General features: G+C 64.3%; 20 protein-coding genes. 12 read left to right on the top strand and 8 right to left on the bottom strand.

Features of this window, described 5'->3' with window-relative positions; all coding sequences use genetic code 11:
• The first annotated feature begins 10 nt into the window (after nucleotides 1-10).
• Nucleotides 11-1,243 (top strand): CaiB/BaiF CoA transferase family protein, encoded by a 1,233-nt coding sequence (locus BJ997_RS17110; protein WP_035837528.1) that lies wholly within the window; start codon nucleotides 11-13, stop codon nucleotides 1,241-1,243.
• Nucleotides 1,240-2,745, top strand: coding sequence for a carboxyl transferase domain-containing protein (locus BJ997_RS17105; RefSeq protein WP_035837526.1), 1,506 nt, complete (start codon nucleotides 1,240-1,242; stop codon nucleotides 2,743-2,745). The genes BJ997_RS17110 and BJ997_RS17105 overlap by 4 nt, the downstream gene beginning before the upstream one ends.
• A gap of 130 nt (nucleotides 2,746-2,875) precedes the next feature.
• Here BJ997_RS17105 and purD read toward each other — a convergent pair whose 3' ends face one another.
• A complete protein-coding gene (gene purD, locus BJ997_RS17100) occupies nucleotides 2,876-4,141 on the bottom strand; it encodes a phosphoribosylamine--glycine ligase (RefSeq protein WP_035837542.1) in 1,266 nt (421 codons plus the stop codon).
• Nucleotides 4,142-4,197: 56 nt separating this feature from the next.
• On the opposite strand from purD, the gene BJ997_RS17095 reads away from it, so the two are divergent.
• Nucleotides 4,198-4,401 carry a hypothetical protein gene (locus BJ997_RS17095; RefSeq protein ID WP_152602252.1) on the top strand — a complete coding sequence of 68 codons (204 nt, stop codon included), beginning with the start codon at nucleotides 4,198-4,200 and terminating at the stop codon, nucleotides 4,399-4,401.
• Between the two features lie 133 nt (nucleotides 4,402-4,534).
• Here the strand turns inward: BJ997_RS17095 and BJ997_RS17090 are convergent, their stop codons facing one another.
• From BJ997_RS17090 to BJ997_RS17080, 3 genes are all read right to left on the bottom strand, one after another.
• The gene (locus BJ997_RS17090; protein ID WP_035837522.1) at nucleotides 4,535-5,452 is read right to left on the bottom strand and encodes an ATP-binding cassette domain-containing protein; all 918 of its coding nucleotides are present in this window, start codon (nucleotides 5,450-5,452) and stop codon (nucleotides 4,535-4,537) included.
• A complete protein-coding gene (locus BJ997_RS17085; RefSeq protein ID WP_035837520.1) occupies nucleotides 5,449-6,528 on the bottom strand; it encodes an ABC transporter permease in 1,080 nt (359 codons plus the stop codon). Before BJ997_RS17085 ends, BJ997_RS17090 begins: the two co-directional genes overlap by 4 nt.
• A 62-nt stretch (nucleotides 6,529-6,590) precedes the next feature.
• Nucleotides 6,591-7,586 carry a substrate-binding domain-containing protein gene (locus tag BJ997_RS17080; RefSeq protein WP_338042577.1) on the bottom strand — a complete coding sequence of 332 codons (996 nt, stop codon included), beginning with the start codon at nucleotides 7,584-7,586 and terminating at the stop codon, nucleotides 6,591-6,593.
• Between the two features lie 222 nt (nucleotides 7,587-7,808).
• Between BJ997_RS17080 and BJ997_RS17075 the strand changes: the two genes are divergently transcribed.
• The 9 genes from BJ997_RS17075 to BJ997_RS17035 all read left to right on the top strand — a co-directional run bounded on the left by BJ997_RS17075 (nucleotide 7,809) and on the right by BJ997_RS17035 (nucleotide 18,673).
• Nucleotides 7,809-8,825, top strand: coding sequence for a LacI family DNA-binding transcriptional regulator (locus BJ997_RS17075; protein WP_052542401.1), 1,017 nt, complete (start codon nucleotides 7,809-7,811; stop codon nucleotides 8,823-8,825).
• 290 nt (nucleotides 8,826-9,115) lie between these two features.
• Nucleotides 9,116-10,312 (top strand): Gfo/Idh/MocA family protein, encoded by a 1,197-nt coding sequence (locus BJ997_RS17070; RefSeq protein WP_035837517.1) that lies wholly within the window; start codon nucleotides 9,116-9,118, stop codon nucleotides 10,310-10,312.
• A 52-nt stretch (nucleotides 10,313-10,364) separates the two neighbouring features.
• The gene (locus BJ997_RS17065) at nucleotides 10,365-11,252 is read left to right on the top strand and encodes a sugar phosphate isomerase/epimerase family protein (RefSeq protein WP_035837515.1); all 888 of its coding nucleotides are present in this window, start codon (nucleotides 10,365-10,367) and stop codon (nucleotides 11,250-11,252) included.
• Nucleotides 11,253-11,257: 5 nt separating this feature from the next.
• A complete protein-coding gene (locus tag BJ997_RS17060; protein WP_035837513.1) occupies nucleotides 11,258-12,325 on the top strand; it encodes a Gfo/Idh/MocA family protein in 1,068 nt (355 codons plus the stop codon).
• A gap of 53 nt (nucleotides 12,326-12,378) precedes the next feature.
• Nucleotides 12,379-13,389 carry an inositol 2-dehydrogenase gene (gene iolG / locus BJ997_RS17055; protein WP_035837511.1) on the top strand — a complete coding sequence of 337 codons (1,011 nt, stop codon included), beginning with the start codon at nucleotides 12,379-12,381 and terminating at the stop codon, nucleotides 13,387-13,389.
• Entirely contained in the window at nucleotides 13,386-14,252 is an 867-nt protein-coding gene (locus BJ997_RS17050) for a sugar phosphate isomerase/epimerase family protein (RefSeq protein WP_035837509.1), read from the top strand. The genes iolG and BJ997_RS17050 overlap by 4 nt, the downstream gene beginning before the upstream one ends.
• A 92-nt stretch (nucleotides 14,253-14,344) precedes the next feature.
• The gene (gene iolB / locus BJ997_RS17045; protein ID WP_035837507.1) at nucleotides 14,345-15,187 is read left to right on the top strand and encodes a 5-deoxy-glucuronate isomerase; all 843 of its coding nucleotides are present in this window, start codon (nucleotides 14,345-14,347) and stop codon (nucleotides 15,185-15,187) included.
• Between the two features lie 32 nt (nucleotides 15,188-15,219).
• Nucleotides 15,220-17,100 carry a 3D-(3,5/4)-trihydroxycyclohexane-1,2-dione acylhydrolase (decyclizing) gene (gene iolD, locus BJ997_RS17040; RefSeq protein ID WP_035837506.1) on the top strand — a complete coding sequence of 627 codons (1,881 nt, stop codon included), beginning with the start codon at nucleotides 15,220-15,222 and terminating at the stop codon, nucleotides 17,098-17,100.
• Nucleotides 17,101-17,200: 100 nt separating this feature from the next.
• Nucleotides 17,201-18,673: an NAD-dependent succinate-semialdehyde dehydrogenase gene (locus BJ997_RS17035; protein WP_035837505.1), complete on the top strand. Its 1,473-nt coding sequence runs from the start codon at nucleotides 17,201-17,203 to the stop codon at nucleotides 18,671-18,673.
• A 32-nt stretch (nucleotides 18,674-18,705) separates the two neighbouring features.
• Here BJ997_RS17035 and BJ997_RS17030 read toward each other — a convergent pair whose 3' ends face one another.
• Genes BJ997_RS17030 through BJ997_RS17015 form a run of 4 tightly spaced genes read right to left on the bottom strand, consistent with a single transcriptional unit; the run spans nucleotide 18,706 to nucleotide 22,778 of the window.
• On the bottom strand, nucleotides 18,706-19,944 hold the full coding sequence (locus tag BJ997_RS17030) for an MFS transporter (protein WP_035837504.1): 1,239 nt from the start codon (nucleotides 19,942-19,944) through the stop codon (nucleotides 18,706-18,708).
• 46 nt (nucleotides 19,945-19,990) lie between these two features.
• On the bottom strand, nucleotides 19,991-20,938 hold the full coding sequence (locus BJ997_RS17025) for a 1-phosphofructokinase family hexose kinase (RefSeq protein ID WP_183323630.1): 948 nt from the start codon (nucleotides 20,936-20,938) through the stop codon (nucleotides 19,991-19,993).
• 17 nt (nucleotides 20,939-20,955) lie between these two features.
• Nucleotides 20,956-21,888, bottom strand: a complete 933-nt coding sequence (locus BJ997_RS17020) for a transketolase family protein (protein WP_035837123.1) — start codon at nucleotides 21,886-21,888, stop codon at nucleotides 20,956-20,958.
• Entirely contained in the window at nucleotides 21,885-22,778 is an 894-nt protein-coding gene (locus BJ997_RS17015; protein WP_035837124.1) for a transketolase, read from the bottom strand. Before BJ997_RS17015 ends, BJ997_RS17020 begins: the two co-directional genes overlap by 4 nt.
• Between the last annotated feature and the right edge of the window lie 60 nt (nucleotides 22,779-22,838).

Raw genomic sequence — 22,838 nt, 5'->3', positions numbered from 1 at the left:
AGGACCGAACATGAGCACCGAAACCTACACTGACACGCGTGCCGACACCCGCTCGCAGGGGCCGCTCGCGGGCTACCTCGTCGTGGACCTGAGCCGCGCACTCGCCGGGCCGCACGCGACCATGATGCTCGCCGACCTCGGCGCGCGCGTGATCAAGGTGGAGACTCCCGGCACGGGGGACGACACCCGAGGGTGGGGGCCGCCCTTCGTGGGACCCGCGGACGATCCGCAGTCCACGTACTTCCTCTCCTGCAACCGCAACAAGGAGTCGATCGCCCTCGACCTGAAAAGCGACGACGGGCGCGAGGTGCTCGGCGAACTCCTGCTGCGCGCCGACGTGGTGGTGGAGAATTTTCGGCCAGGAGTTCTCGACCGCCTCGGCTTCTCGCCGGAGGCGATGCACGCACTCAACCCGGCCCTCGTGATCCTGTCGATCACCGGTTTCGGCCACGACGGCCCGGAATCGAGTCGCAGCGGCTACGACCAGATTCTGCAGGGAGAGGCCGGTCTGATGTCGCTCACCGGCTCCGGTCCCGACGACCCGCAGCGCGTGGGCGTGCCCATCGCCGACCTGCTCTCGGGCATGTACGGCGCGTTCGGGCTGCTCGCCGCGCTGCTCGAACGCGAACGGACCGGGCGGGGGCAGGTGGTGCGCACCTCGCTGCTTGCCGCCCTCGTGGGAGTGCACGCCTTTCAGGGCACCCGCACCACGGTGGCCGGCGAGGTGCCGGAGGCGCAGGGCAACCACCATCCGTCGATCGCGCCGTACGGTCTGTTCCCCTGCCGCGGCGGCAGTGTGCAGATCAGCATCGGCAGTGAGAAGCTCTGGGCCGCCTTCGCCGGCGAGTTCGGCCTCGATGCGGCACGGGCCGAGTGGGCCACCAACGCGCACCGGGTACGCAACCGCGCGGGGCTCAAAACAGCGATAGCGGATGCCTTCGCCCGCTTCGACGCCGCGACCCTGCTGCAGAAACTCGCCGACGCCGGCATACCGGCCGGCAAGGTGCGTTCCCTCGATGAGGTCTATAAATGGGATCAGGTTCTCTCGCAGGGGTTGCTGATTGACGTGGAGCACGAGGTACTCGGCCGGATCAGCCTCCCCGGTCCGCCGCTCCGTTTCTTCGGCCCCGCCGATACCGTGGAAACCACCAATACGACGCACTCGGCGCCGCCAGTGCTCGACCAGCACGGTCCCGACATTCGTCGCTGGCTCAACCGCTCGTTGGAAGGAATCGCACGATGACCACCCAGGAAGAGGTACGCCACCTCACCGCCGCAGAACTCATTGACGTTGTCCTCGACGCGGGCTCCTTCGCGAGCTGGGACCGGACCGTGGTCGATCCAGAGCCGAGCGACGCGTACCGGGCCGACCTCGCGAAGGCGCGTGCAAAGGCGGGTACCGACGAGTCTGTGCTCACCGGCGAGGGCCTGATTCGCGGCAGCCGGGTGGCGATCGTGGTGAGCGAGTTCGCGTTCCTCGCCGGGTCGATAGGCCTCTCCGCGGCCGACCGCATCGTGGAGGCGATCGAACGCGCCACACGCGAAGGGTTGCCGGTCTTGGCCGGACCGGCATCGGGCGGTACCCGCATGCAGGAAGGCACACTGGCCTTTTTGTCGATGGTGAAGATCACGGCGGCGGTGCGTGCGCACCGCGCGGCGGGGCATCCGTATCTGGTGTATCTGCGGCACCCCACGACGGGCGGAGTGATGGCCTCGTGGGGCTCGCTCGGGCACGTGACCGTGGCCGAGCCGGGCGCGCTGCTTGGGTTTCTTGGCCCACGGGTCTACGAGGCGCTCTACGGCAAGAAGTTCCCGGAGAACGTGCAGGTGTCCGAGAACCTGTTCAACCAGGGACTGATCGACGCTGTCGTGCCGCCGGAGCAGCTGCCTGAGATCGTGCACCGAGCGCTGACCATTCTGACTCGCCGGGCCTCCGCGCCGGTGACGGCCCCGGACACCCTTAATGTGCGGCCGGCGGATGCCGGGGCATGGGCATCCATTCAGATCTCGCGTAACCCGCGCCGACCCGACCTGCGCCAGCTACTCGCCTACGGTGCGCACGACGTGCTGCCCCTCAACGGCACTGGCGAGGGAGAGAAGGACCCGGGGCTCATGCTCGCGATGGCGCGGTTCGGGCAGCAGAGCTGCATCGTGCTCGGGCACATCCGGCCGAGGCCCTCGCAGGACACGAAGATGGGCCCAGGGTCGCTTCGGGAGGCCCGTCGCGGCATGCGGCTGGCCGAGGAGCTCGGCATCCCGCTGCTCACCGTGATCGACACGGCCGGGGCCGCGCTGTCAAAGGAGGCCGAGGAGGGCGGGATGGCCGGCGAGATCGCCCGGTCCCTGCACGAGCTCATCGGACTCAAGTCCGCCACCGTGTCGGTGCTGCTCGGGCAGGGCGCCGGCGGCGGGGCGCTCGCGCTGCTGCCCGCCGACCGCACCATCGCCGCGCAGCATTCCTGGCTGTCACCGCTGCCTCCCGAGGGGGCGAGCGCCATCGTGCACCGCAGCACGGAATTCGCGCCGGCCATGTCGGAGGCGCAGGGCGTGAACGTGGCCTCGCTCTACGCCAACGGGATCGTCGACCACATCGTGGACGAGCGCCCCGACGCGGCCGAGGAGGGCCGCGCGTTCTGCGAGCGCCTTGCCGGGGCCATCGAGTACGAGCTGTCAGAGCTCGCCGCGGTGCCCGTCGAGGAGCTGCTGCCGCGCCGAGTGGCCCGCTACCACTCGCTCGGCCGCTAACCGGGTCGGTTCGTCCGCTGGTCTAGGTGCGACGAAGGATCGTTCTCCTTCCGCTGATCGAGGAACGCCGTCTACGGCGTGTCTCGAGATCCCGCGAGCCACTCTCCGACCCCGCCAGGTGAACGCAGTATTAGGCGACGCGGGCGGCGATGTCCGTGCGGAACTGGGCGCCCTCGAGCTGCACGTGGCCGAGTGCCTCATAGGCGCGAGCGCGGGCCTCGGCGAACGAGGGGCCCATGGCGACGACGCTCAGAACCCGTCCGCCGGTCGACACCAGCGAATCGCCCTGCACGCCTGTCGCGGCGTGCGCGATGGTGACGCCGGGCACCTGCAGGGCGTCGTCCAAGCCGGTGATCACCCGGCCGGTGAGCGGCGTCTCGGGGTAGTTTTCGCTCGCGAGCACCACGGTCACGGCCACGTCGGCTGAGAACTCGGGCCAGTCGCGGCCGTCGAGGGCTCCGGTCGAGGCGTCGAACAGCAGCTCCGAGAGCGGCGTCACGAGTCGAGGCAGCACGACCTGGGTCTCCGGGTCGCCGAAGCGCGCGTTGAATTCGATCACCCGCACGCCCGCCTTCGTCACGATCAGGCCGCAGTAGAGCAGCCCGACGAAGGGCGTGCCCTCCCGGGCGAGCTGGCGCACGGTGGGCAGCGCGACGGTGTCGATGATTTGCTGCACGAACTCCTTCTCGCTGCCGAACTCGGCGTCGAGCCAGGGCAGCGGCGAGTAGGCGCCCATGCCGCCGGTGTTCGGGCCGGCGTCGTTGTTGCCGAGGCGCTTGTAGTCCTGGGCGGGGGAGAGCGGGAGAACCGTGTGGCCGTCGCTCAGCAGGAACAGGGAGATCTCCTGGCCGTCGAGGAACTCCTCCACGAGGATGCTGCCGTGCTCGAGCCAGTACCTGGCGTGTTCGAGCGCGGCGGACAGGTCGTCGGTCACGAGCACGCCCTTGCCGGCGGCGAGGCCGTCCGCCTTCACGACATAGGGCGCACCGAACTCGGCGAGGGCGGCCTCGACCTCGGCGAGGGTGCCGGCGCGCACGGCGCGACCGGTGGGCACCCCGGCTTCGTCCATGATGCGCTTGGCGAAGGTTTTGCTGCCCTCGAGGGCAGCGGCGGCCTTGTCGGGGCCGAACACCGCGATCCCGCGGGTGCGCAGCGCGTCGGCGACTCCGGCCACGAGTGGAGCCTCCGGCCCGATCACAACGAGTTCAACATTCTCGCGGATGGCGTAGTTGCTGACGGCCTCGGCATCCGTTGCATCCAGCGCGACGACGGGCACGTCGACAGCGATGCCGGCGTTGCCGGGCGCGGCCGTGATCGAGTGCCGGGGCTCCTCGCGGAGCAGCGCGGTAATGATGGCGTGCTCGCGGGCACCGGAACCGAGAACCAAGATTTTCACCATTTCAGGTTATCGGATGCCGCGGGTGGGGATTGCCGGGGCAATAAGGTGTGGCCATGGCACTCATCCCTTCCCAGACCCTCGTTACAGTCACAGTTCCCGGCTATAGCCTGGAGACCGCCTCGGACGCCCTGCGCCTGGCGCTGATTCCTTTTCCTGACGCGCGCATCGTCGCCCTGACGCTGCAGACCAACTGGACGAGCGCGCTCTTCGGTAAAATCTCCCTGCTCGCCGTCGTGGAGTACACGCCCGCGACCTGATCCGGCAGACTGGAACCATGGCACGAGCGAGAATCGACGACGGAGGTTTCAAGGCTGTCGTGGCAGCTACTGCGCCTCCGTGGTGAAGGCGCCGTCCCGCGCGCACGGTCGATTTCGCGCGGGACGCAACTCCTCACACTGTCGGGGACGTGACTTCGGCCTCGCGGATCTGGTGAATCAGTGCGGTGTTCCCGCCGACCTGCTCAAGCTCGTGGGCGAGCTCTTCCAGTTCCGCACCCCCCGCCATCTGCGCTGTCAGTTCGTTGAGGGTCACGTCCTTCTTCTCGTAGTAGCCGATGGATTTACCGCGCTTGAGAAGTAGGAATCGGTCGCCGACGGGGAATGCGTGGTGCGGGTTGTGCGTAATGAAGATCACGCCGAGACCACGGTCGCGGGCACGGAGAATGTACCGAAGCACTACCCCGGACTGCTTGACGCCCAGGGCGGCGGTGGGTTCATCCAGAATGAGAGCTTTCGCCCCGAAGTAGACGGCGCGGGCGATCGCCACGCACTGGCGCTCACCGCCAGAGAGCTGCCCAATCGGCTGGTCCACGTCTCGTAGGTCGATGCCCATCTCGAGAAGTTCTCTTTTGGTGATCCTCTTCATCTCCTCCACGTCGAGGATTCTGAGCGGCCCCCACCCTCGTTTGAGTTCAGATCCGAGGAAGAAATTGCGCCAGATGGGCATCAGCGGTACTACTGCGAGGTCCTGATAGACAGCTGCGATCCCGAGGTTCAGCGCCTCTCGGGGCGACTTCAGCGTGACACTTTCGCCATTGATTTCAAACGTTCCGGTTGTGTGTTCGTGCCGCCCCGCGATGATCTTGATGAGCGTGGACTTGCCGGCGCCGTTGTCGCCCAGAACGCAGGTGACCCGCCCCGCGTCGACGTCCATGTCGACGTCGGACAGGGCAATGATGTTGCCGTAGCTCTTCCCTGCGCCCTTCAGCGAGAGCAGGTGAGGAACGTGCGTGAGACCCGTCCCGGCGTTCTCGGTCGATACGTCATAGGCCTCCGACTCGTCATGCTGTGATGTGGTGTTCTTCGTCATGATTTCTGCTCCGCTCTCTTCTTTACAACGAGGTTGACGATGGTGGCCAGCAGCAGCATCAGTCCCAGGAAGAACTTGAACCAGTCCGGATTCCACTGCGCGTAGACAATGCCCTTGTTGGCCATGCCGAAAATCAGTGCGCCGATCGCGCCACCGATGGCGGAGCCGTATCCGCCAGTCAGCAAGCATCCGCCGATTACCGCGGCGATGATGTACAGGAACTCATTTCCGATACCTTCACCGGACTGCACGACGTTGAATGCAAAAAGATTGTGCATGCCTGCGATCCAGGCACAGAATCCGACTGCCATGAAGAGGCCGATCTTGGTCTTCGCCACGGGGACGCCTACTGCCGCAGCAGCGTTTTCGTCGCCACCCACGGCAAAGATCCAGTTGCCGATCTCGGTTCGCATGAGGATGAAAGTGGCAACCGCCACGAGAGCTATCCAGATGAATACAGTGATCTTCACGTTGATGCCGAAAATCGGGATGTCCGAGGCGAACACGGCTTTGGCGGAAGCGAATCCGTCCAGGTCGGAGATGGATGGCGACGCGACGCCGCCACCGACAAGTCGCGTGACACCAAGGTTGATGCCGGTCAGCATGAGGAATGTCGCGAGCGTGACGATGAAGGAAGGGAGCTTGGTCTTGATCAGAAGCCAGCCGTTGACGAATCCTACGAGCAGGGAAAACGCCAGTCCGACGAAGATGCCGACCCAGATATTCGTAGAGAAATACCAGGAGAACATCGACGCGGTCAGCGCTGAAGAAATGACGGCAACACCGGTAGACAGGTCGAACTCGCCGCCGATCATGAGGAGCGACACTCCTACGGCCAATATGCCGATGGTGGATGAGCCGTACAGGACGGTCGCGATCGAGTTCGGTTGGGTGAAGGTCGGGGCGAAAATGGCGAAGAAGGCGAAGACGACGATGGCACCGACGACGGCACCCATTTCCGGTCGCCCAAGGAGGGTGGAGATCAGCGAGCGCTGACCGACCCGTTCGTCGAACTGGTTCTTCGGCGCCTTGGCAGCCCGGGGAACTGGGGGAGTGGTGGTAGTGGTGGTGGCCATGAGTGTGTCCTTAGGTCCGGGGGCCAGGCGGAATGCTCCGCCCGGCCCCGAATTGCCTGGGGTTAGCGGATGCCTTCTTTGGCGCCCGCGAGGACGGCCTCCGCGGTGCCCGGGGTAACGATGGTGGGACCGGTTGCGACTGCGCCGCCGCCACCAAGCGCGAAGCCACCGTTCTTCTTCAGCCAGAGCGCATCGACGGATTCGTAGCCCTGCAGATATGGCTGCTGGTCGACGGTGAAGATGACCTTTCCGTCGATGATCGCCTGCGCGAGATCGGCGTTCATATCGAAGGATCCGATCTTGGCCTTGGACCCGGTCTGGGCGACCACGTCGATGGCTGCGAGCGTGAACGGTGCGCCGAGGCCCATCACTACGTCCGCGCTGGTGTCGGCCTGAAGCTTCGCTGTCAGAGTCGAAGACACCTGGGCCATGTCGGTCCCGGTCACGTAAAGGATTTCTGTAGCCGGAATCTGCTCCTTGATGCCCGCGCAGCGCGCCTCGAGGCCGACGTGGCCTTGCTCCTGGATCATGCAGATCGGCTGCGTGAATCCGTCAGCGACGAGTTTCTTGCCGGCTTCGACGCCGGCCTGCTTGTCGTCCTGTCCGATGTAGGTGAGCGCGCCCGCAGCCAGGGCCTCCTGCTGACCTCCATTGAACCCGACGACGGGGATGCCCGCATCCAGTGCCTTCTGCACCACGTCTTTCATCGCGTCCGCTTTGGCGAAGGTCAGTGCGATGCCGTCGACGTTCTGATCGATGGCCTGCTGCACGAGTTGGGCCTGCCGTCCACCGTCGGCGTCTCCCGAGTAGACGAGCTTGACGTTGTCCTTGGCGGCTGCGGCCTCGGCCCCTTTCCTGACGATGTCCCAGAACGTGTCACCCGCCGCCGCGTGTGTAATCATCGCGATCGTCATCGGGGGAGTGCTTGCAGCTGCTCCTGTGTCGCCGCTCCCGGACGCGGGCTCGGTTCGGCCACCGGCGCTGGAACACCCAGCGAGTGCGATAACGGGGACCAGCGCCAATGCGGCGAGGCCAGCTGCCATACGGAATTTCTTCACGAAAATCTCCTTTGTTTGCCGTGAAAGGGCACCCGAGTCAGTGAGCGGCTGCGGCCGCTCGACCGGGACTGATGCCAACATAGTGCATTCCCGTTCGGCAGACAAGATGTTCGCTGCATGAAACTAAAGACTGCTTTGCTGTTCTCGAACTGGAAGGTTCGACCGCCTACCTGGCCCCATTCGACTCAAGGATCTCGTTCCGTCCGGCAGAATGGGCAAATCATGGTCACCAACCGCAGCAAGCGCCCGACGATCCGAGATGTTGCGGACGCGGCTGGAGTGTCGAAATCTCTGGCCGCCCTGGTTTATGCCCGCCCGTCAGGTGTTAGCCCTGCACGTGCCAAGCGAGTGCTCGACGCGGCGGCAGCGCTCGGCTACACGCCGAATGTCGTCGCTCGGTCTCTGGCCGGGGGTGACGGGAACTTTATTGTGATTCTTGTCGCCGATCTCCACAACCCGGTCTTCGCCGATATCGTTGACGCCGCCCGGCGAGAATTCGCCCGAGTCGGGGAGGCTAGCCTCATGACCAGCGCGACCCTGCCGGGAGAGGCGAGCCAGCACGTCCTCGACGACCGACTGCTCGCGTTTTTCCGAGACCTTCGCCCACGCGGGATTCTCATCGTGGGTTCGGTGCCGGACATGCCTGCCATCGCGGAACTGGCTCCGAACTCAACGATCGTCGTCGCAAGCGCCATCGCAGACTACCTTCCCGAGGCGCCCACCGTTCGCGGGGATGACCTGGCCGGTATGCGCCTGGTCATCGACCATCTCGTGGGCCTGGGCCATCGCAATATCGCGCATATTGGCGGCCGGGGAGGCTCCGTCGCCGAGGCCCGCGCCCGCGCATACGAACTGGCCATGGCTGAACACGGACTCGGCGATTTCAGCCGGATTTCACCTGCCGACTATTCGGAAGCGTCTGGGCACGCCGCAGCCGAGCTGCTTCTGACCGCCGCCGTCCCCCCGACGGCGATCACCGCCGTCAATGACCTGGCTGCCATCGGCGCCCTGTCTTCTGCCGGTGAACGCGGTGTCGTGATGAGCGTGACGGGCTACGACGACACCTACCTGGCAGCGCTCCGACAGATCTCTCTCACCACAGTCGACCCGGGAAACGAGGCCATTGGCCGACGCTCGGCCGAGATCCTTGCCGACGGTTTGGTGGGGAATGCCCAAGACCATCAGGAGCTCATCGCACCGACGTTGCGAGTCAGGAATTCGACCCGACGGATTCTCTGAACCTTCGAGCAGACAGTCGACCTTTGACTTGACATGGAGAGGATCCACCCTTAGCTTTGGACCAATCCAAGATTTCGGACCGGTCCAATTTGACCTCGATTATGGTTTTTCAAAAGGTAGAGCGCGAGGATGCGCGCACGATGTGAGCATCTTCACTGACCTCCGGTCTACTCCGAAGAAGACCCAATCCGGGCCCTGCTGGTGTCGCCGCAAGTCTGCCCTCCGCACGCGCCCGCGATTTTCCATTTCGCCCGCGACCTGGCGTGTCGCCGCACCTGATAGGAATCTCAATGTCGACAAGTCCCCAGACACGCACCATCGGTGTCGGCCTCATCAGCGTCGGCTGGATGGGACGGCTCCACAGCCGCGCTTACGCCGCGCTACCGCTTATCTATCCAGAGCTCGGGCTCAAGCCACGCCTCGTGCAGGCCGCTGATACCGCCCAAGCCGGGCGCGATTACGCCGAGAACGTCCTCGGGTACGAGACCACGACAACCGACTACCGCGACGTCCTCGCCAACCCAGAGGTCGACGTCGTGTCGATCTGTGCTCCGAACTTCCTGCACGCTGAGGTCAGCATCGCCGCCGCGAAGGCGGGAAAACCCTTCTGGGTCGAAAAGCCGGTCGGGCGTGGCGGGAAAGAGACGGCAGCGGTCGAGGCCGCCGCCGACGCGGCGGGCGTCGTGACGTGCATCGGTTTCAACTATCGTCACGTGCCTGCGGTCGAACTGGCCAAAAAGCTCATCGCCGAAGGTCAGCTCGGCCGCGTTACCAACGTCCGCGGACGATTCTTCGGAGGATTCTCCTCCAATCCAGAAGACCCCCTGGCATGGCGCTTCGTTCGCTCCATGTCCGGCAGTGGCGTGCTGGGCGATCTCATGGGCCATCTGGTCGACCTGATGCACCATGTGCTGGGACCAATCTCTGCCGTTACGGCGGCCACTGGAACCTATATAGCCGAGCGGCCGGCGTTGCCCGGCTCCACGGCGACCGGCCTCCTGCCCGTGGAAAACGAGGACTTCGCGAGCATGCTGATTCGTTTCCACGACTCCGCGGTTGCCGCCGGCGCACTGGGCAGTCTGGAGGCATCCCGAATCGCGGTCGGCTCCTCCTCAGATTATGGCTTCGAGATCAACGGAACCGAAGGATCCGTGCGCTGGAACTTCGCCCGCATGAACGAACTGGATGTGGCGCTCACCCGCACAGGACCCTTCATCGGCTTCACCACCGTGCTCGCCAACAGTTCATTCCCCGAGTTCGAACGCTTCCAGCCCAGCTCAGGCACGGGAATGGGGTATGACGACCTCAAGACCATCGAGGCGAAGAAATTCCTCCTCGCTGTCACCGGCGGATCGGCCGAATCCTCAAACATCCATGACGCGGTGGCGTCGGCTCGCGTGCTCGACGCTGCCGAGGAATCGGCCGCATCCGGCTTGTGGGTGTCCTTGCCCATCATCGCCGGCAGCACCGCAGCCTTCGCGCAGTAACTTCTCCCCGCAACGACAATCCGCGCCGTCCGGGTGCGAGTAAGGATCCACAATGAGCGCCAAGATCGCAACCGCTCCCATCTCCTGGGGAGTCAGCGAAGTCCCCGGCTGGGGTGTCCAGCTCCCTCCGGAACGAGTGCTCTCCGAGATGGCAGAACTCGGTTTCACTGCCACGGAAATCGGAGCGGATGGCTTTCTCCCCGAAGCGCCGGCCGACAAGGCCGCGACACTGCGGGAATACGGCCTCGAAGCGATCGGGAGCTTCGTGCCGGTCGTCATGCACAGAGCCGACGTCGACCCGCTGCCGCGGCTTGAGCGTGAGCTCGAAGCGTACGCTGCGGCCGGCGGAGACGTTCTTGTGGTCTGCGCTGTCACCGGGCTCCGCGGCTACGACGCGACACGGGAAGTCCTCACGGATGGCGAGTGGACAACCCTTTTCGGAAACCTTGACCGCATCACCCGCGTGGCCTCGGCACAGGGTGTCCGGGCGGCTCTTCATCCGCACGTTGGGACTGTCGTTGAAACGGCAGATGATGTGACGCGCGTGCTTGAGGGGTCGACGATTCCGTTCTGCTTCGATACCGGACACCTCATGATTGGTGGCACCGATCCCGTAGCCTTTGCCGCAGCGCACGCCGACCGTATTGCTCATACACATCTCAAAGACGTGTCCCTCGAGTGGATGCACAAGGTCAAGAATGGCGAGATCAGCTACTACGACGCGTGCATTGCCGGCCTCTACACGCCGGTCGGCCAGGGCGACGTGGACGTGCGCGCCATTGTTACGAGCCTCGTGGAGAGCGGCTACAACGGCTGGATCGTTCTTGAGCAGGACAAGATCGTGCAGGAATACCCGGAACTGGGTGAGGGGCCGATCGAGGATGCCCGTGCCAGTGTGAACTACCTGCGCGGAATCCTGTCCGCGCTTGCCGTGTCGTGACGGGAATGCACATCGGTGTGATCGGAGTCGGACGGGCAGGATTGATGCACGCCCGCAACCTTGCGCAGAACCCCGACGTCGATCGGATCACACTGCTTGGACGGGATGGCACTCGCCTGGCGGAAGTTGCCCAGAGTCTGCTGGACAGCATCGCGCCCGGTTCCCCCGCCGATATCGCCGGCGAGCATGCCCCGGCGTCGGCCGAGGTCGATCTGGCATGGTCTACCGGTTCCATCGATTCGATCGCCGCCGACATCGATGGATTGGTCATCGCCTCGCCGACGGCATCGCACCCACAGCTTGCACGGCAGGCCGCGCGAGCCGGACTGCCTGTTCTCGTGGAAAAGCCGCTATCACTCGATCTCGATGAGCTCAAGATGCTGTCCGACGAGCTGGACGGGCTCTCGGCGCAGGTGATGGTTGCGTTCCATCGTCGTTACGACCCTGCGCACCAGAGTTTGCGCCGGCGGGTCAGCGCCGGCGAATTGGGTCGACTCCGGATCGTGCGAGCAACGGGTCACGATCACCTCCCTCTGGCTTTGGACTACATACCCAAGTCGGGCGGGATGTGGCACGACATGTTGATCCACGATTTCGATGCAATTCCTTGGGTCACGGGGGAGCGCGTGGTGCGAGTGCAGGCGGTTGGATCCGTTCTCGACGAACCTCTATACGGCGAGTACGGTGACACCGACACGGCCGCGGCGATCCTCACCCTCGAGTCCGGCGCACTTGCCTTGGTCAGTGGGACGCGCCGCAACGGTGCGGGCCAGGACGTTCGCCTGGAAGTGTGCGGTTCCGACAACACTTTCTCGGTCGGCCTTGAACCGCGTATGGCTGTGACCTCCACGGAACCCGATGTCCCCGGCCCCGAACGACCGTACCCTCAGTTCATCGATCGCTTCGAGATCGCGTTTCGCAGCGAGATCGCCCACTTCCTCCGACTCGTTCGCGGCGAAGACGCAAATCTCACGCAGCCACGCTCGGGGATCCATGCGATAGAAATCGCTGAGGCCGCCGCGCTGTCCCGGCTGACGGCTGCACCAGTCCTCCTGCCGGCTCCCAGCCGATAGTCGATTACCGCCCTCGAATTCACGCCCACGCTCCACGATGTAAGGAACTCCACATGACCACGCCCCTGCGATTCGGTCTTTTCGGTACCGGCCGGATCGGCCAAGTACACGCCGCCAGCATCGCCTCCTCTCCTCGCGCCAGCCTCCAATGGGTGTGCGATCCATTTGTCGACGGTGCCAACGCGACGGCCGCAAAATATGGTGGGCGCGCCACGGCGGAACCCGCCGATCTCTTTGCGGCTGAGGACATCGACGCGCTTATCATCGCCTCATCGACACCGACACATGTCGAACTGATCGATCAGGCCCTCGACGCCGGAATTCCGGTACTCTGCGAGAAACCGATCGACCTCGACATCACGCGCGTCGATGCGCTGCGAGCGAAGGCGGACGCGGCGACGGTGCCAGTCGTCCTCGGTTTCAACCGTCGCTTCGACCCGCACTTTGCCGAGCTGCAACGCCGCGTCGCCAGCGGCGAGATCGGCGCCCTCGAACAGCTCGCCATCGTCAGTCGCGATCCTGCAGAACCACCTGCCGCCTACGTCGCGGTCTCCGGTGGAATCTTCCGCGATATGACGATTCACGACTTCGACATGGCTCGGTTCTTCCTGCCTAATATCGTCTCCGTCACCGCCCGCGGCGCGAATCAGTTCAGTCCGGCCATCGCCGCAGCCGGCGACTTCGATGCCGTCGTCGTCACCTTGGAAGCGGAGGGTGGGGAGTTGGTCACCATCACCAACTCGCGTCACAGCGCCTTCGGATACGATCAGCGTTTCGAAGCCTTCGGCTCCGAGGGCATGCTGCAGGTCGGCAACATTGGGCCCAGCGTCATCAGGTCCTACTCCACGTCCCTCGTTGAGGCCCAGGGTGCCTATCATTCGTTCTTCCTCGAACGATACGCAGACGCCTACCGGTTCGAACTCGAGGCATTCATCGACACGGTAGCCGGGGAACCGTCGCGCAGCCCTGGCTTCGAGGACGGACGAGCTGCGCTCATCCTGGCAGACGCCGCAGAGTTGTCCGCGCGCACCGGACGCACCGTCGACGTCGACCTGCGCGCATGAACGCCCCACGCCTTGTCGCGACATGCTGGACGAGCGCCGGAAACGTGGGGCCGCTCGACCGCTCCGAGGTCAGCCCGCATTCCCCGGCGGATCGCCTCCACGCGATCGCTGCCGCCGGATGGGACGGCTTCGGCTTCGCTCACGAGGATCTCGCCGTCGTGCGCGACACGATCGGATTCGCCGCGTTGCGCGACGAGATCGACGCGGCAGGTTTCAGTCATGTTGAGGTCGAACTGGTGACCAACTGGTCCGATCCGGATGAACGGTCCTGGCGGCCCCGCTGGGAAATGTTGCTCGAGGCCGCTGAGACTCTCGGCGCAACGTTTATCAAGGCCGGTCCCGCAGCGGGCGCTCCGGCCACGGACTTGGCTTCCTATGTGAAGCCGCTGCGCCGACTGGCAGAGGAGGCCGCCCAGATCGGCTGTCGGATCGCGTTGGAGCCCCTACCCTTTTCCGTGATCGAATCGCTGCCGCGTGGGGCCGAACTCGTCCGTGCCGTGGACCATCCGGCCGCTGGCCTCATTGTGGATTTCTGGCATGTGTTCCGTGCGGGAACGTCGCTGGGGGACTTTGCCGCGTTGGTTCCGATCGAGAAGGTGTTTGGTGTCGAGCTCAGCGACGCGCCGAGCGAGGTTGTCGGCACCCTCTTTGAGGACACCCGCAACCGGCGCACCCTCGTGGGCCGTGGTCAGCAGGACGTCGTCGGATTCGTCCGTACTCTCCGCAGCATGGGGTACGTGGGCGCGTGGGGAGTGGAGGTCATTTCCGACGAACATCGTGCGCGCTCCCTGGAAACGGCACTCGAGCTGGCTCGGTCCACCACCCTCGAGGTTTTCTATCGTGCCGAACTCGGAACGTACTAAATGTCGAAAAGTATCACACACTGGACATCACGTCCGGTAAGCAATATTGTTTAGGTGTCGGCGCGAACGCGTCGCCGAGAAAGGACTGCCCCATGTCTGAACCCCAAATCCTGAAACACGGCACGTGGGACAAAATCACGCCCGAGATTGCCGGATGGGAGTTCGTCTCCTTCGAAGTCACTGTCTTCGACGGGCAGACCCTCTCTTTTGACGCCGACACCAATGAACGCGCCCTCGTGCCGCTGTCCGGCACGGTCACGGCCACCATCAACGGTGTCGAGTATGTGTTCGGCGGTCGGACCAGCGTCTTTGACGGGCTTGGCCATTGCCTCTACATTCCCCGCGATACCGCTGCCACGGTCACTGCGAGCGCAGGCGCCGAGCTCGCGATCGCATCAACTCCGGCGACAACGAAGCATGAGATCGTCCTCGTCACGCCGGCCGACCTCCCTCTGGATACTCGAGGCGCAGGCAATGCCTCGCGACAGATTTCCACGCTCATTCCTCCGGCATTCCCCGCGGACCGTCTGTTGGTCATCGAAGTCTGGACTCCCGGCGGCAACTGGTCGAGCTTCCCTCCACACAAGCACGAGCACGACCACGACGGTGAGGCGGAGCTCGAGGAGACCTACTACTACCGTCTCAGGAAGCCAGAGAGCGGGTGGGCGATGCAGCGCGCCTATAGTCCAGAGCGCGGCTTCGAGCTGGCCGAAACTGTTCGTGACGGTGATATCTGTCTGCTTCCGTGGGCGTATCACACCACCGTCGCCGCGCACGGTCACGATCTCTACTATCTCAACGTGATGGCTGGACCAGCCCTGCAGCGCACCTTGCAGGCCGCTCAGGACCCCAAGCTCTCCGAGCTGGCCAATGCCTGGCCCGAGATGGACATGGACCCACGCCTTCCGCTCATCCCGCGATACCCGCAGGCGTAGCACAAGAACTGCACACGAAAAGGACTAATGCGATGACGCACACAACCGCAGTTCCCACCATTCGCCTCACCGTCGGTCAGGCCGTGATTCAATTTCTCAAGGCACAGTACGTCGAGCGCGACGGCGTGACCGAATTGTTCTTCGGCGGTGCCTTTGGCATCTTCGGGCACGGCAACGTGGCCGGAATCGGCCAGGCGATGTTGCAATACCAGGACGAGTTCCGCTATTACCAGGGCCGCAATGAGCAAGGCATGGTCCACATCGGCATCGGCTACGCAAAAATGAAAAACCGTCTCGGCGCACTCGCGGTCAGTACTTCGATCGGGCCGGGTGCCACGAACATGGTCACGGGAGCGGGGACCGCAACGGTCAACCACCTCCCGGTGCTGCTTCTGCCCAGCGACGTCTTTGCAACGCGCTCGACGGGCGCAGTGCTGCAGCAGCAGGAGATGCCGTACGCGGGCGACATCACCGCCAACGATGCCTTCCGGCCTGTCTCGCGATACTTCGACCGCATCTGGCGCCCCGAGCAGCTTGCACCGGCCCTGCTCGAGGCGATGCGAGTGCTGACCAGTCCCGCCGACACGGGTGCCGTCACCATCGCACTGCCACAGGACGTGCAGGCCGAGGCTTACGACTTCCCGAGGGCCCTATTCGCCGACCGCGTGTGGCATGTGGCCCGGAATCGCGCCGACCGGGCAGCTATCGCCAGGGCTGCGAAAATCATCGCGTCCTCGACAAATCCGGTGATAATCGCCGGCGGCGGGGTCATCTACTCGGACGCAAGCGATCAGCTCGTCGCGTTCGCGGAAGCGACAGGTATCGGCGTGGGTGTCACCCAGGCCGGCAAAGCTTCCATTCCTCACGACCACGAGCTCGCTCTCGGCGCTCTCGGCGCCAGCGGCTCGGCCTTTGCGAACGACATCGCGGGCAGCGCCGACGTTGTCATCGGCATTGGAACGCGCTATACGGATTTCACAACTGCCTCGAACACGATGTTCAAGAATCCGAACGTCCGCTTCGTCAACATCAACGTCGCCGAGATCGACGTGGTCAAGGAAACGGCGACGCCACTCATGGGTGACGCGCGCGAGACATTGCTCGATCTGCTGGACGCGCTGGACGGCTGGAAGGTGTCAGACACGACGCGGTCCGGCACGATGGCCGCCGCGGCCGGCTGGCGACGCGAGGTCGACCGAATCATTGACCTCGGCACAAGCACCACGCTGTCGCAGGCTCAGATGATCGGCGTCCTGAACGCCGCAGCGGGTGAGCGCGATGTGATCGTGAACGCCGCCGGATCAATGCCGGGTGACCTGCACCGTCTCTGGCGTGCAGGATCGGTCAAAGGGTACGACCTGGAGTACGGCAATTCCTGCATGGGATACGAGATCCCGGGCGCGATCGGGAATGCGCTCGCCGACTCGAGCCGACACGTCTTCTGCCTGATCGGGGATGGCACCTACCTGATGCTTTCTCAGGAGATCATGACGGCCGTTCAAGAGCAGCTGAATATGACGATCGTGATCGTGGACAACTACGGCTACGGCTCCATCGCCGCTCTCTCAGAAAGCCGCGGATCGCAGGGCTTCGCGTGCCGATTCAACGAACGCGGAGAAGGCGAGCGCCATGACGGCGCCCGCATCGAGGTCGACTTCGCCTCAAACGCGGCGAGCTATGGCGCCTCGGTATGGAGCGCCGACAGCGCCAAGTCCTTTCAGGCAGCGCTCGACGAGGCCGTCGCCTTCGACGGCACCAGCGTTGTCTACGTGCAAGTAGACGAACAGGCGCGCTTTGGCGGCTCCGGCGCGTGGTGGGACGTTCCCGTCGCTGAGGTTTCGACGCTGGAGTCGGCCACTTTGGCCCGACAGGAGTACGACCGGGAGCGCGAAGCGCAACACCTATACCTCTAACACCTCACGCGAACGACGATGGGGCGGATGGCCGTGGCGGTCCATCCGCCCCATTTTTCCTATCTACATTTGATCCACCCATACGAGAGTGAGTTCACGCATGACCATCTCAACCCTGTCTCCCATCGACGAGATCATCGCCCGCGTCCCGACCGGACTCTTCATCGGCGGGGCCGTCCGCTCCGCATCCGACGGCGCCGAATTCGATGTGGTTGACCCGGCGACCGGCAAGATGCTCGCCCGCGTGGCGAGTGGCACGGTCGACGATGCGATCGCGGCCGTGGACGCCGCCCAAGCCGCAGCGGTGTCCTGGGCCCAGACACCTCCTCGGCAGCGATCAATCATTCTGTCACGAGCATTCGAGCTGATGACTGCGGCTGGCGACGACCTGGCAAGCCTGATTGTCGCCGAGAACGGCAAGATCTTCGCCGATGCCCGCGGCGAGGTCGCCTACGCCGCCGAATTCCTCCGTTGGTACGCCGAAGAGGCCGTGCGGATCCCGGGGACTGTTCAGACGGCACCCGGTGGAACGAACAAGATTCTTGTCACCCACCACCCGGTCGGTATTGCCGTGCTCGTCACTCCGTGGAACTTTCCTGCGGCGATGGCTACGCGCAAAATCGGTCCTGCCCTCGCGGCTGGCTGCACGGTCATTCTCAAGCCTGCGAGCGAGACGCCGCTCACCGCGCTTGCAATTGCGCGCATTTTTGAGCAGGCCGGCGTTCCCTCCGGCGTAGTCAACGTTCTACCGACCCGGCGGTCGGGGGAAGTTGTGGAGGCGATGGTGAACGACGGGCGTGTGCGAAAGCTTTCCTTCACCGGTTCGACCGAGGTTGGAATCACACTCATGCAGCTGGCTGCTAGAACAGTCGTGAACACCTCCATGGAGCTCGGCGGCAATGCCCCGTTCATCGTCTTCGACGACGCAGACCTGGACGAGGCACTTGATGGCGCCATGATCGCGAAAATGCGCAACGGTGGCGAAGCCTGCACCGCAGCGAACCGCTTCTATGTGCAAGAAGGTGTAGCCGCTGAGTTCGGCCGTCGCCTCGCGGCTCGCATGGGTAGCCTGCGTGTCGGCCCGGGGCGTAGCAACGATTCCCAACTGGGCCCGGTCATCAACGGTGACGCCCGTGAAGACATCCACAGGCTCGTATGCGGCGCCGTAGAGGAGGGGGCAAGCCTGCTCATCGGCGGTGACATCCCCGGTGGCGAGGGCTATTTCTACCCGGCGACAGTCCTGGTAGACGTGCCAGCCGCTTCCTCAATCCTCAACCAGGAGATTTTTGGCCCTGTTGCGCCCATCGTCACGTTTCGCAGCGAAGCAGACGCCGTTCGTCTGGCAAATGGCACCGCGTTTGGGCTGGTGTCGTATGTGTACACGAGAGACCTCGCGCGCGGACTGCGTGTGAGCGAGCAGATCGAATGCGGCATGGTCGGGCTCAATCGTGGCTTGGTCTCTGACCCCGCAGCGCCCTTCGGCGGCATGAAGCAAAGTGGAATCGGCCGCGAAGGCGGCGCCGAGGGGCTGCTTGAGTATTTGGAGAGCCAGTACATCGCCGTCTCGTGGTAGCACGCACAACTCGGCCAGCCACGCGGGCGGTCTCACAGGCTTGAAAGATCGCGAGATTGCCGCCTGGACGCGATGAGGCCGCAGCTGCCGAAGGTGGCCACGCCGAGGGAGATCAGCACGATGGGAACGGTCCATCCATCGCTGAAGTCGTGGGCGGCACCCAAGAGGGATGGTGCTGTGCACGCCACTCCGTAGCCGACGCCCTGCACAAGCGCCGACAGTCTCCGAGCGTGCCGGTCGTCGGTCGCCATCCGCAGAACAATAATAAAGACCGCCGTGAAGCCGCCGCCCTGGGCCGCGCCGCCGATGAGTTCCCAGAGGAGGTAGAGGCTTGGGGCGAGTAGGAGCCCGAGCGGGATCGTCAGCCACCCCAGGAATACTGCGAGGACACCCCACGTCGCGTTGGTGCGTGCGACAAGCGCCGGAATTCCCATCGCGCCGATGAGAGCTGCTATTTGGAAGAGCGACGCAGACGAGCCAGCCGACGTTTGCGAGTAGCCCTGCTCGTCGTGCAAGATCTGCGGCAACCAAGCCGTGGTCCCGTAGTAGGCGAAGGCCTGTCCGGAGAACGCAATCGCCAGGAGCGCGGCCGTGCCGCCTAATCGGGGCCGGTCAGTTCGCGCCGTCATACGCATTCCGCCCGTGCGGTCGTCGCGCATTCGTAGGCGGGGTCTCTCACCTGACACGAACCCCCCACGCCACCCCACGCTCGACATCCACCCCGCGGTCGCAACCACGGCGAAGGTCGCCCAGAAGAGCAGGGCGACCCGCCATCCCCAGGCCTCCGCCAGAGGCGCTGTCGCAAAGGACGTGACCATCGATCCGATATTCAGCGCCGAGGAATAGACCCCGGTCGCGAACCCGACTCGCCTCGGATCGACGTCTCGCCGGATGAGGACGGGAATGACAACGTTGCCGATTGTGATGAACAGGCCAATGAGTGCGGCCCCGACAAACAAGGCGGTGACCCCGCCGGTGGATCGGACTATTGATCCCAGAATCACACCGAGGAGACATATCGTGGTCGCGGCGTTGGGACCGACCCGCCCGATCAGTGCCGCGGCAAACGGCGTCGCGATGGCGAACAACAGGATGGGCAGGCTGGTGAGCAGGCCGATGCCGGCCGAGCTCAGGCCAGTGTCCGCCCGGATGGTGGCAGCGATCGGAGCAACAGCGACGATGGGACCGCGTAAGACCAAGCCGATCAGGATAATCACGCCAAGCACAGGCACGGCAGCGTGGAAACGCCATCGAAACGGTCGAATGTTCATCCGAGCGAAGTCCTTCGGTTGGGCGGAATACGGAGAGCCCGCGTCCTCAGGCCGCGTCAGTGAGCTCACGGACGGCCATCGGTTCGCCGATTTCGATGCCGGCTACCGATCTGAGTTCGGTCAGGACCGGGGTGGCTTCGCCCACTGCGAGGGATCCCCAGCTCACGGCACGGACGAGGGCGGCAGCCAATTGCTGTGAATCCTCTCCCGTCCACCCGCTGAGAAAGCCCGCCAACGCAGCGTCGCCGGCACCGGTAGTGTTCACGACTTCGGTACGAGGCGCGCGCGCCCATAGGGCCATTGAATCAGTGACGACGACCGCACCGTCTGAACCGAGGCTTGCAAGCACGGTCTCCACGCCGACGTCCACAAGTTGGCGCGCCGCGATGACCACGTCCCCGACAGTCCTCAATGTTCGCCCGACCGTCGCAGACAGCTCGTGCACATTGGGTTTGACCAGGTGCGGTGCATACCCCGAACGGATCCATCGACGCAAAGTCGTTCCGCCGGAATCAAGGCACACCCGCGCGCCCGCCCGGCGTGCCTCACTCATCAGTGGCTCTGGGTCGAGAGGAGCCCCGGTTCCGGCCTCGCGCGGCATGCTCCCAGCGACGACGATCCAATCCGCGTCCATCTGTCTCATTTCGCTGCCGGCGGCAGCGCATAGCCCGAGCCACACCCCGGGAACGAGTTCGGTCGCAGACTGGTTGATGTTCGTCGTCGAACCGTCTTCGGCGATGATCACAACGTTGACCCGCGTCGGCGCTTCGACGCCCACGGTACGGTACAGGCGTGGGTCATCGAGAAGCGAGCGCACGTCCCTGAGGTTCATGGGGGCCACGGCGATGATCTGGTTTCCTGCGGTGCGCAAGGTCTTCGCCACGTTGATCCCCTTGCCCGCGAGGTACGACTCAACTGCTACTGCTCGGTTGACGGCTCCCGGGACCATTGATCCGACGGTGTACACGCGATCGATCGCGGGAGAGGGGGTCAACGTGACGACTCGGGACCTCACCCTGACTGCTTGAGGGCGCCACGGATGCTGTCTGCGACGCGCTCTGGCGACAGTCCGTATTTGTCCAGAAGGAAGTCATTGGGTGCAGATTCCGCCCATCGGTCATCGAGGCCAATCCGCGTGACGCGGAAGCTGCCGGCAGTTGCGGCTATCTCGGCAATGAGCCCACCCAGTCCGCCGATGCGGCTATGGTCTTCGACGGTGATGACGTGCTTCGCGTCGCCGACGGTCGACAGGAGCGCCGCCTCATCGAGCGGTTTGATGGAGGGCAGATGAATGAGCTGCGCTTGGATGCCGTCGGCCGCGAGGAGCTGAGCGGCCTCGAATGTGCGCGAGGTCTGCACGCCCGTGGAGATCAGGGTGATGTCGGGCCCGGCGAGCAGTTCGACCGGTTGCGCAGGGACGAATGTGTAGCTGGCGTCGAATACGGGCCGGACTGCGTCGCGGGCGAAACGGATGTAAACCGGGCCGTCATGCTCGGCGGCCCAGCGGATGATGGCGGCAGCCTCGAATTCATCGGCGGGAGCGAGCACGGTCATGTTGGGCATTGCCCTCATGATGGCCAGGTCTTCGATGTCTTGATGGGTCTTGCCGCTGGAGCCATTCAACAACCCGCTGTATGCAGCCGCGATGCGTACCGGCGCTTTGGTCTGCGAGACGAGCATCCGGATTTGGTCCAGGGCTCGGTGGGTGAGGAAGACGCCGAACGTGGAGAGCCACGGTCGGTAGCCCAGGGTCGACATGCCGAAGGCCATACCGACCATGTTCTGTTCGGCGATGCCGATCTGGATGAATGCATGGGGAGCCTTGTCGGCGACGATGTCGGCCCTGGTTGACGTGGCGAGGTCCGCGTCCAGAACGACTACTCGCGAGTCGACTTGGGCGAGCTCGGCGAGCGTTTCTCCCCAGACCTGGCGCTGAGCCTTCATGCGTACATTCCTGTCTCCGTGTCGCGCAGTTCGGCGCGGGCTGTCTCGAGCTGTTCGGGGGTTGCGACACCGTTGTGCCACTTGTAGGTTCCGCTGGTGAACGAGATGCCATTTCCCTTCGTCGTATTTCCGATGATCACGGTGGGCTTGCCGGAGACGCCTCGGTGTTCCTCTGCCCGCGCATAGCCGGCCAGGATGTCGTTGAAGTCGTGCCCATCGATCGAGATGACGTTCCAGCCGAATCCGCCGAGCACGGCGGGAAGATCGACGTGGCCCATAGGTTCGCTCCTGTCGAAGCGGTCGCCCTTGCCGGCCGGCCAACCGTACTGCTGCAGGCCATTCAGGTCGATGACCAGGGTCAGGTTGTCGAGGCCGTACCGAGGCGCGGCAATGATCGTCTCCCACACCATGCCCTCTTCAATTTCGCCATCGCCGACCATGACCCACGTGTGGAACTCCTTTCCCAGACGCTTCGCTGCAAGGGCCATCCCTGCACCTGCGGAGAGCCCTTGTCCCAGCGATCCGGAGGAAGAATCAACACCCGGGGTGAGGAGCATGTCGGGATGTCCTTGAAGCCGAGAGTCGCCGTGATCGAATGTCAGGAGTTCTGCAACGGGGAAATAGCCGCGCAGCGCCAGGACTGAGTAAAGGCCGATGGCACAGTGTCCCTTGGACAGAATGAAGCGATCGCGGTCCGGATTCTGGGGGCTGGCGGGATCCACTCTCATTTGATGGAAGTAGAGGGCAACCAGCATGTCGATTGCGGACAGGGGACCGCCGACGTGGCCGGCCTTGCTGGAGGTGACCGTTTCTATTACGCGCCACCGGGCTTCTTGGGCAATGTTGGCCAAATTCGCGGTAGTGAGATCGTTCTCGATGCTTAGGCTCATGTCGCTCTTTCGTCTGGTCGAGGCTACCTTGCCTTGAGTAAAAGATACCGTAAAATGAAC

This window comes from Cryobacterium roopkundense, from assembly GCF_014200405.1.
GTDB lineage: Bacteria > Actinomycetota > Actinomycetes > Actinomycetales > Microbacteriaceae > Cryobacterium > Cryobacterium roopkundense.
Note: the sequence above shows the minus strand (reverse complement) of the source record. Positions and strands in the feature narration are given on the sequence as shown.

Excerpts from the sequence above, each read along its gene's own strand:
- BJ997_RS17110 (WP_035837528.1), top strand. The coding sequence starts at position 11 with ATGAGCACCGAAACCTACACTGACACGCGTGCCGACACCCGCTCGCAG.
- BJ997_RS17105 (WP_035837526.1), top strand. The coding sequence starts at position 1,240 with ATGACCACCCAGGAAGAGGTACGCCACCTCACCGCCGCAGAACTCATT.
- BJ997_RS17095 (WP_152602252.1), top strand. The coding sequence starts at position 4,198 with ATGGCACTCATCCCTTCCCAGACCCTCGTTACAGTCACAGTTCCCGGC.
- BJ997_RS17090 (WP_035837522.1), bottom strand. The coding sequence starts at position 5,452 with ATGACGAAGAACACCACATCACAGCATGACGAGTCGGAGGCCTATGAC.
- BJ997_RS17085 (WP_035837520.1), bottom strand. The coding sequence starts at position 6,528 with ATGGCCACCACCACTACCACCACTCCCCCAGTTCCCCGGGCTGCCAAG.
- BJ997_RS17075 (WP_052542401.1), top strand. The coding sequence starts at position 7,809 with ATGGTCACCAACCGCAGCAAGCGCCCGACGATCCGAGATGTTGCGGAC.
- BJ997_RS17070 (WP_035837517.1), top strand. The coding sequence starts at position 9,116 with ATGTCGACAAGTCCCCAGACACGCACCATCGGTGTCGGCCTCATCAGC.
- BJ997_RS17065 (WP_035837515.1), top strand. The coding sequence starts at position 10,365 with ATGAGCGCCAAGATCGCAACCGCTCCCATCTCCTGGGGAGTCAGCGAA.
- BJ997_RS17060 (WP_035837513.1), top strand. The coding sequence starts at position 11,258 with ATGCACATCGGTGTGATCGGAGTCGGACGGGCAGGATTGATGCACGCC.
- iolG (WP_035837511.1), top strand. The coding sequence starts at position 12,379 with ATGACCACGCCCCTGCGATTCGGTCTTTTCGGTACCGGCCGGATCGGC.
- BJ997_RS17050 (WP_035837509.1), top strand. The coding sequence starts at position 13,386 with ATGAACGCCCCACGCCTTGTCGCGACATGCTGGACGAGCGCCGGAAAC.
- iolB (WP_035837507.1), top strand. The coding sequence starts at position 14,345 with ATGTCTGAACCCCAAATCCTGAAACACGGCACGTGGGACAAAATCACG.
- iolD (WP_035837506.1), top strand. The coding sequence starts at position 15,220 with ATGACGCACACAACCGCAGTTCCCACCATTCGCCTCACCGTCGGTCAG.
- BJ997_RS17035 (WP_035837505.1), top strand. The coding sequence starts at position 17,201 with ATGACCATCTCAACCCTGTCTCCCATCGACGAGATCATCGCCCGCGTC.
- BJ997_RS17030 (WP_035837504.1), bottom strand. The coding sequence starts at position 19,944 with ATGAACATTCGACCGTTTCGATGGCGTTTCCACGCTGCCGTGCCTGTG.
- BJ997_RS17020 (WP_035837123.1), bottom strand. The coding sequence starts at position 21,888 with ATGAAGGCTCAGCGCCAGGTCTGGGGAGAAACGCTCGCCGAGCTCGCC.
- BJ997_RS17015 (WP_035837124.1), bottom strand. The coding sequence starts at position 22,778 with ATGAGCCTAAGCATCGAGAACGATCTCACTACCGCGAATTTGGCCAAC.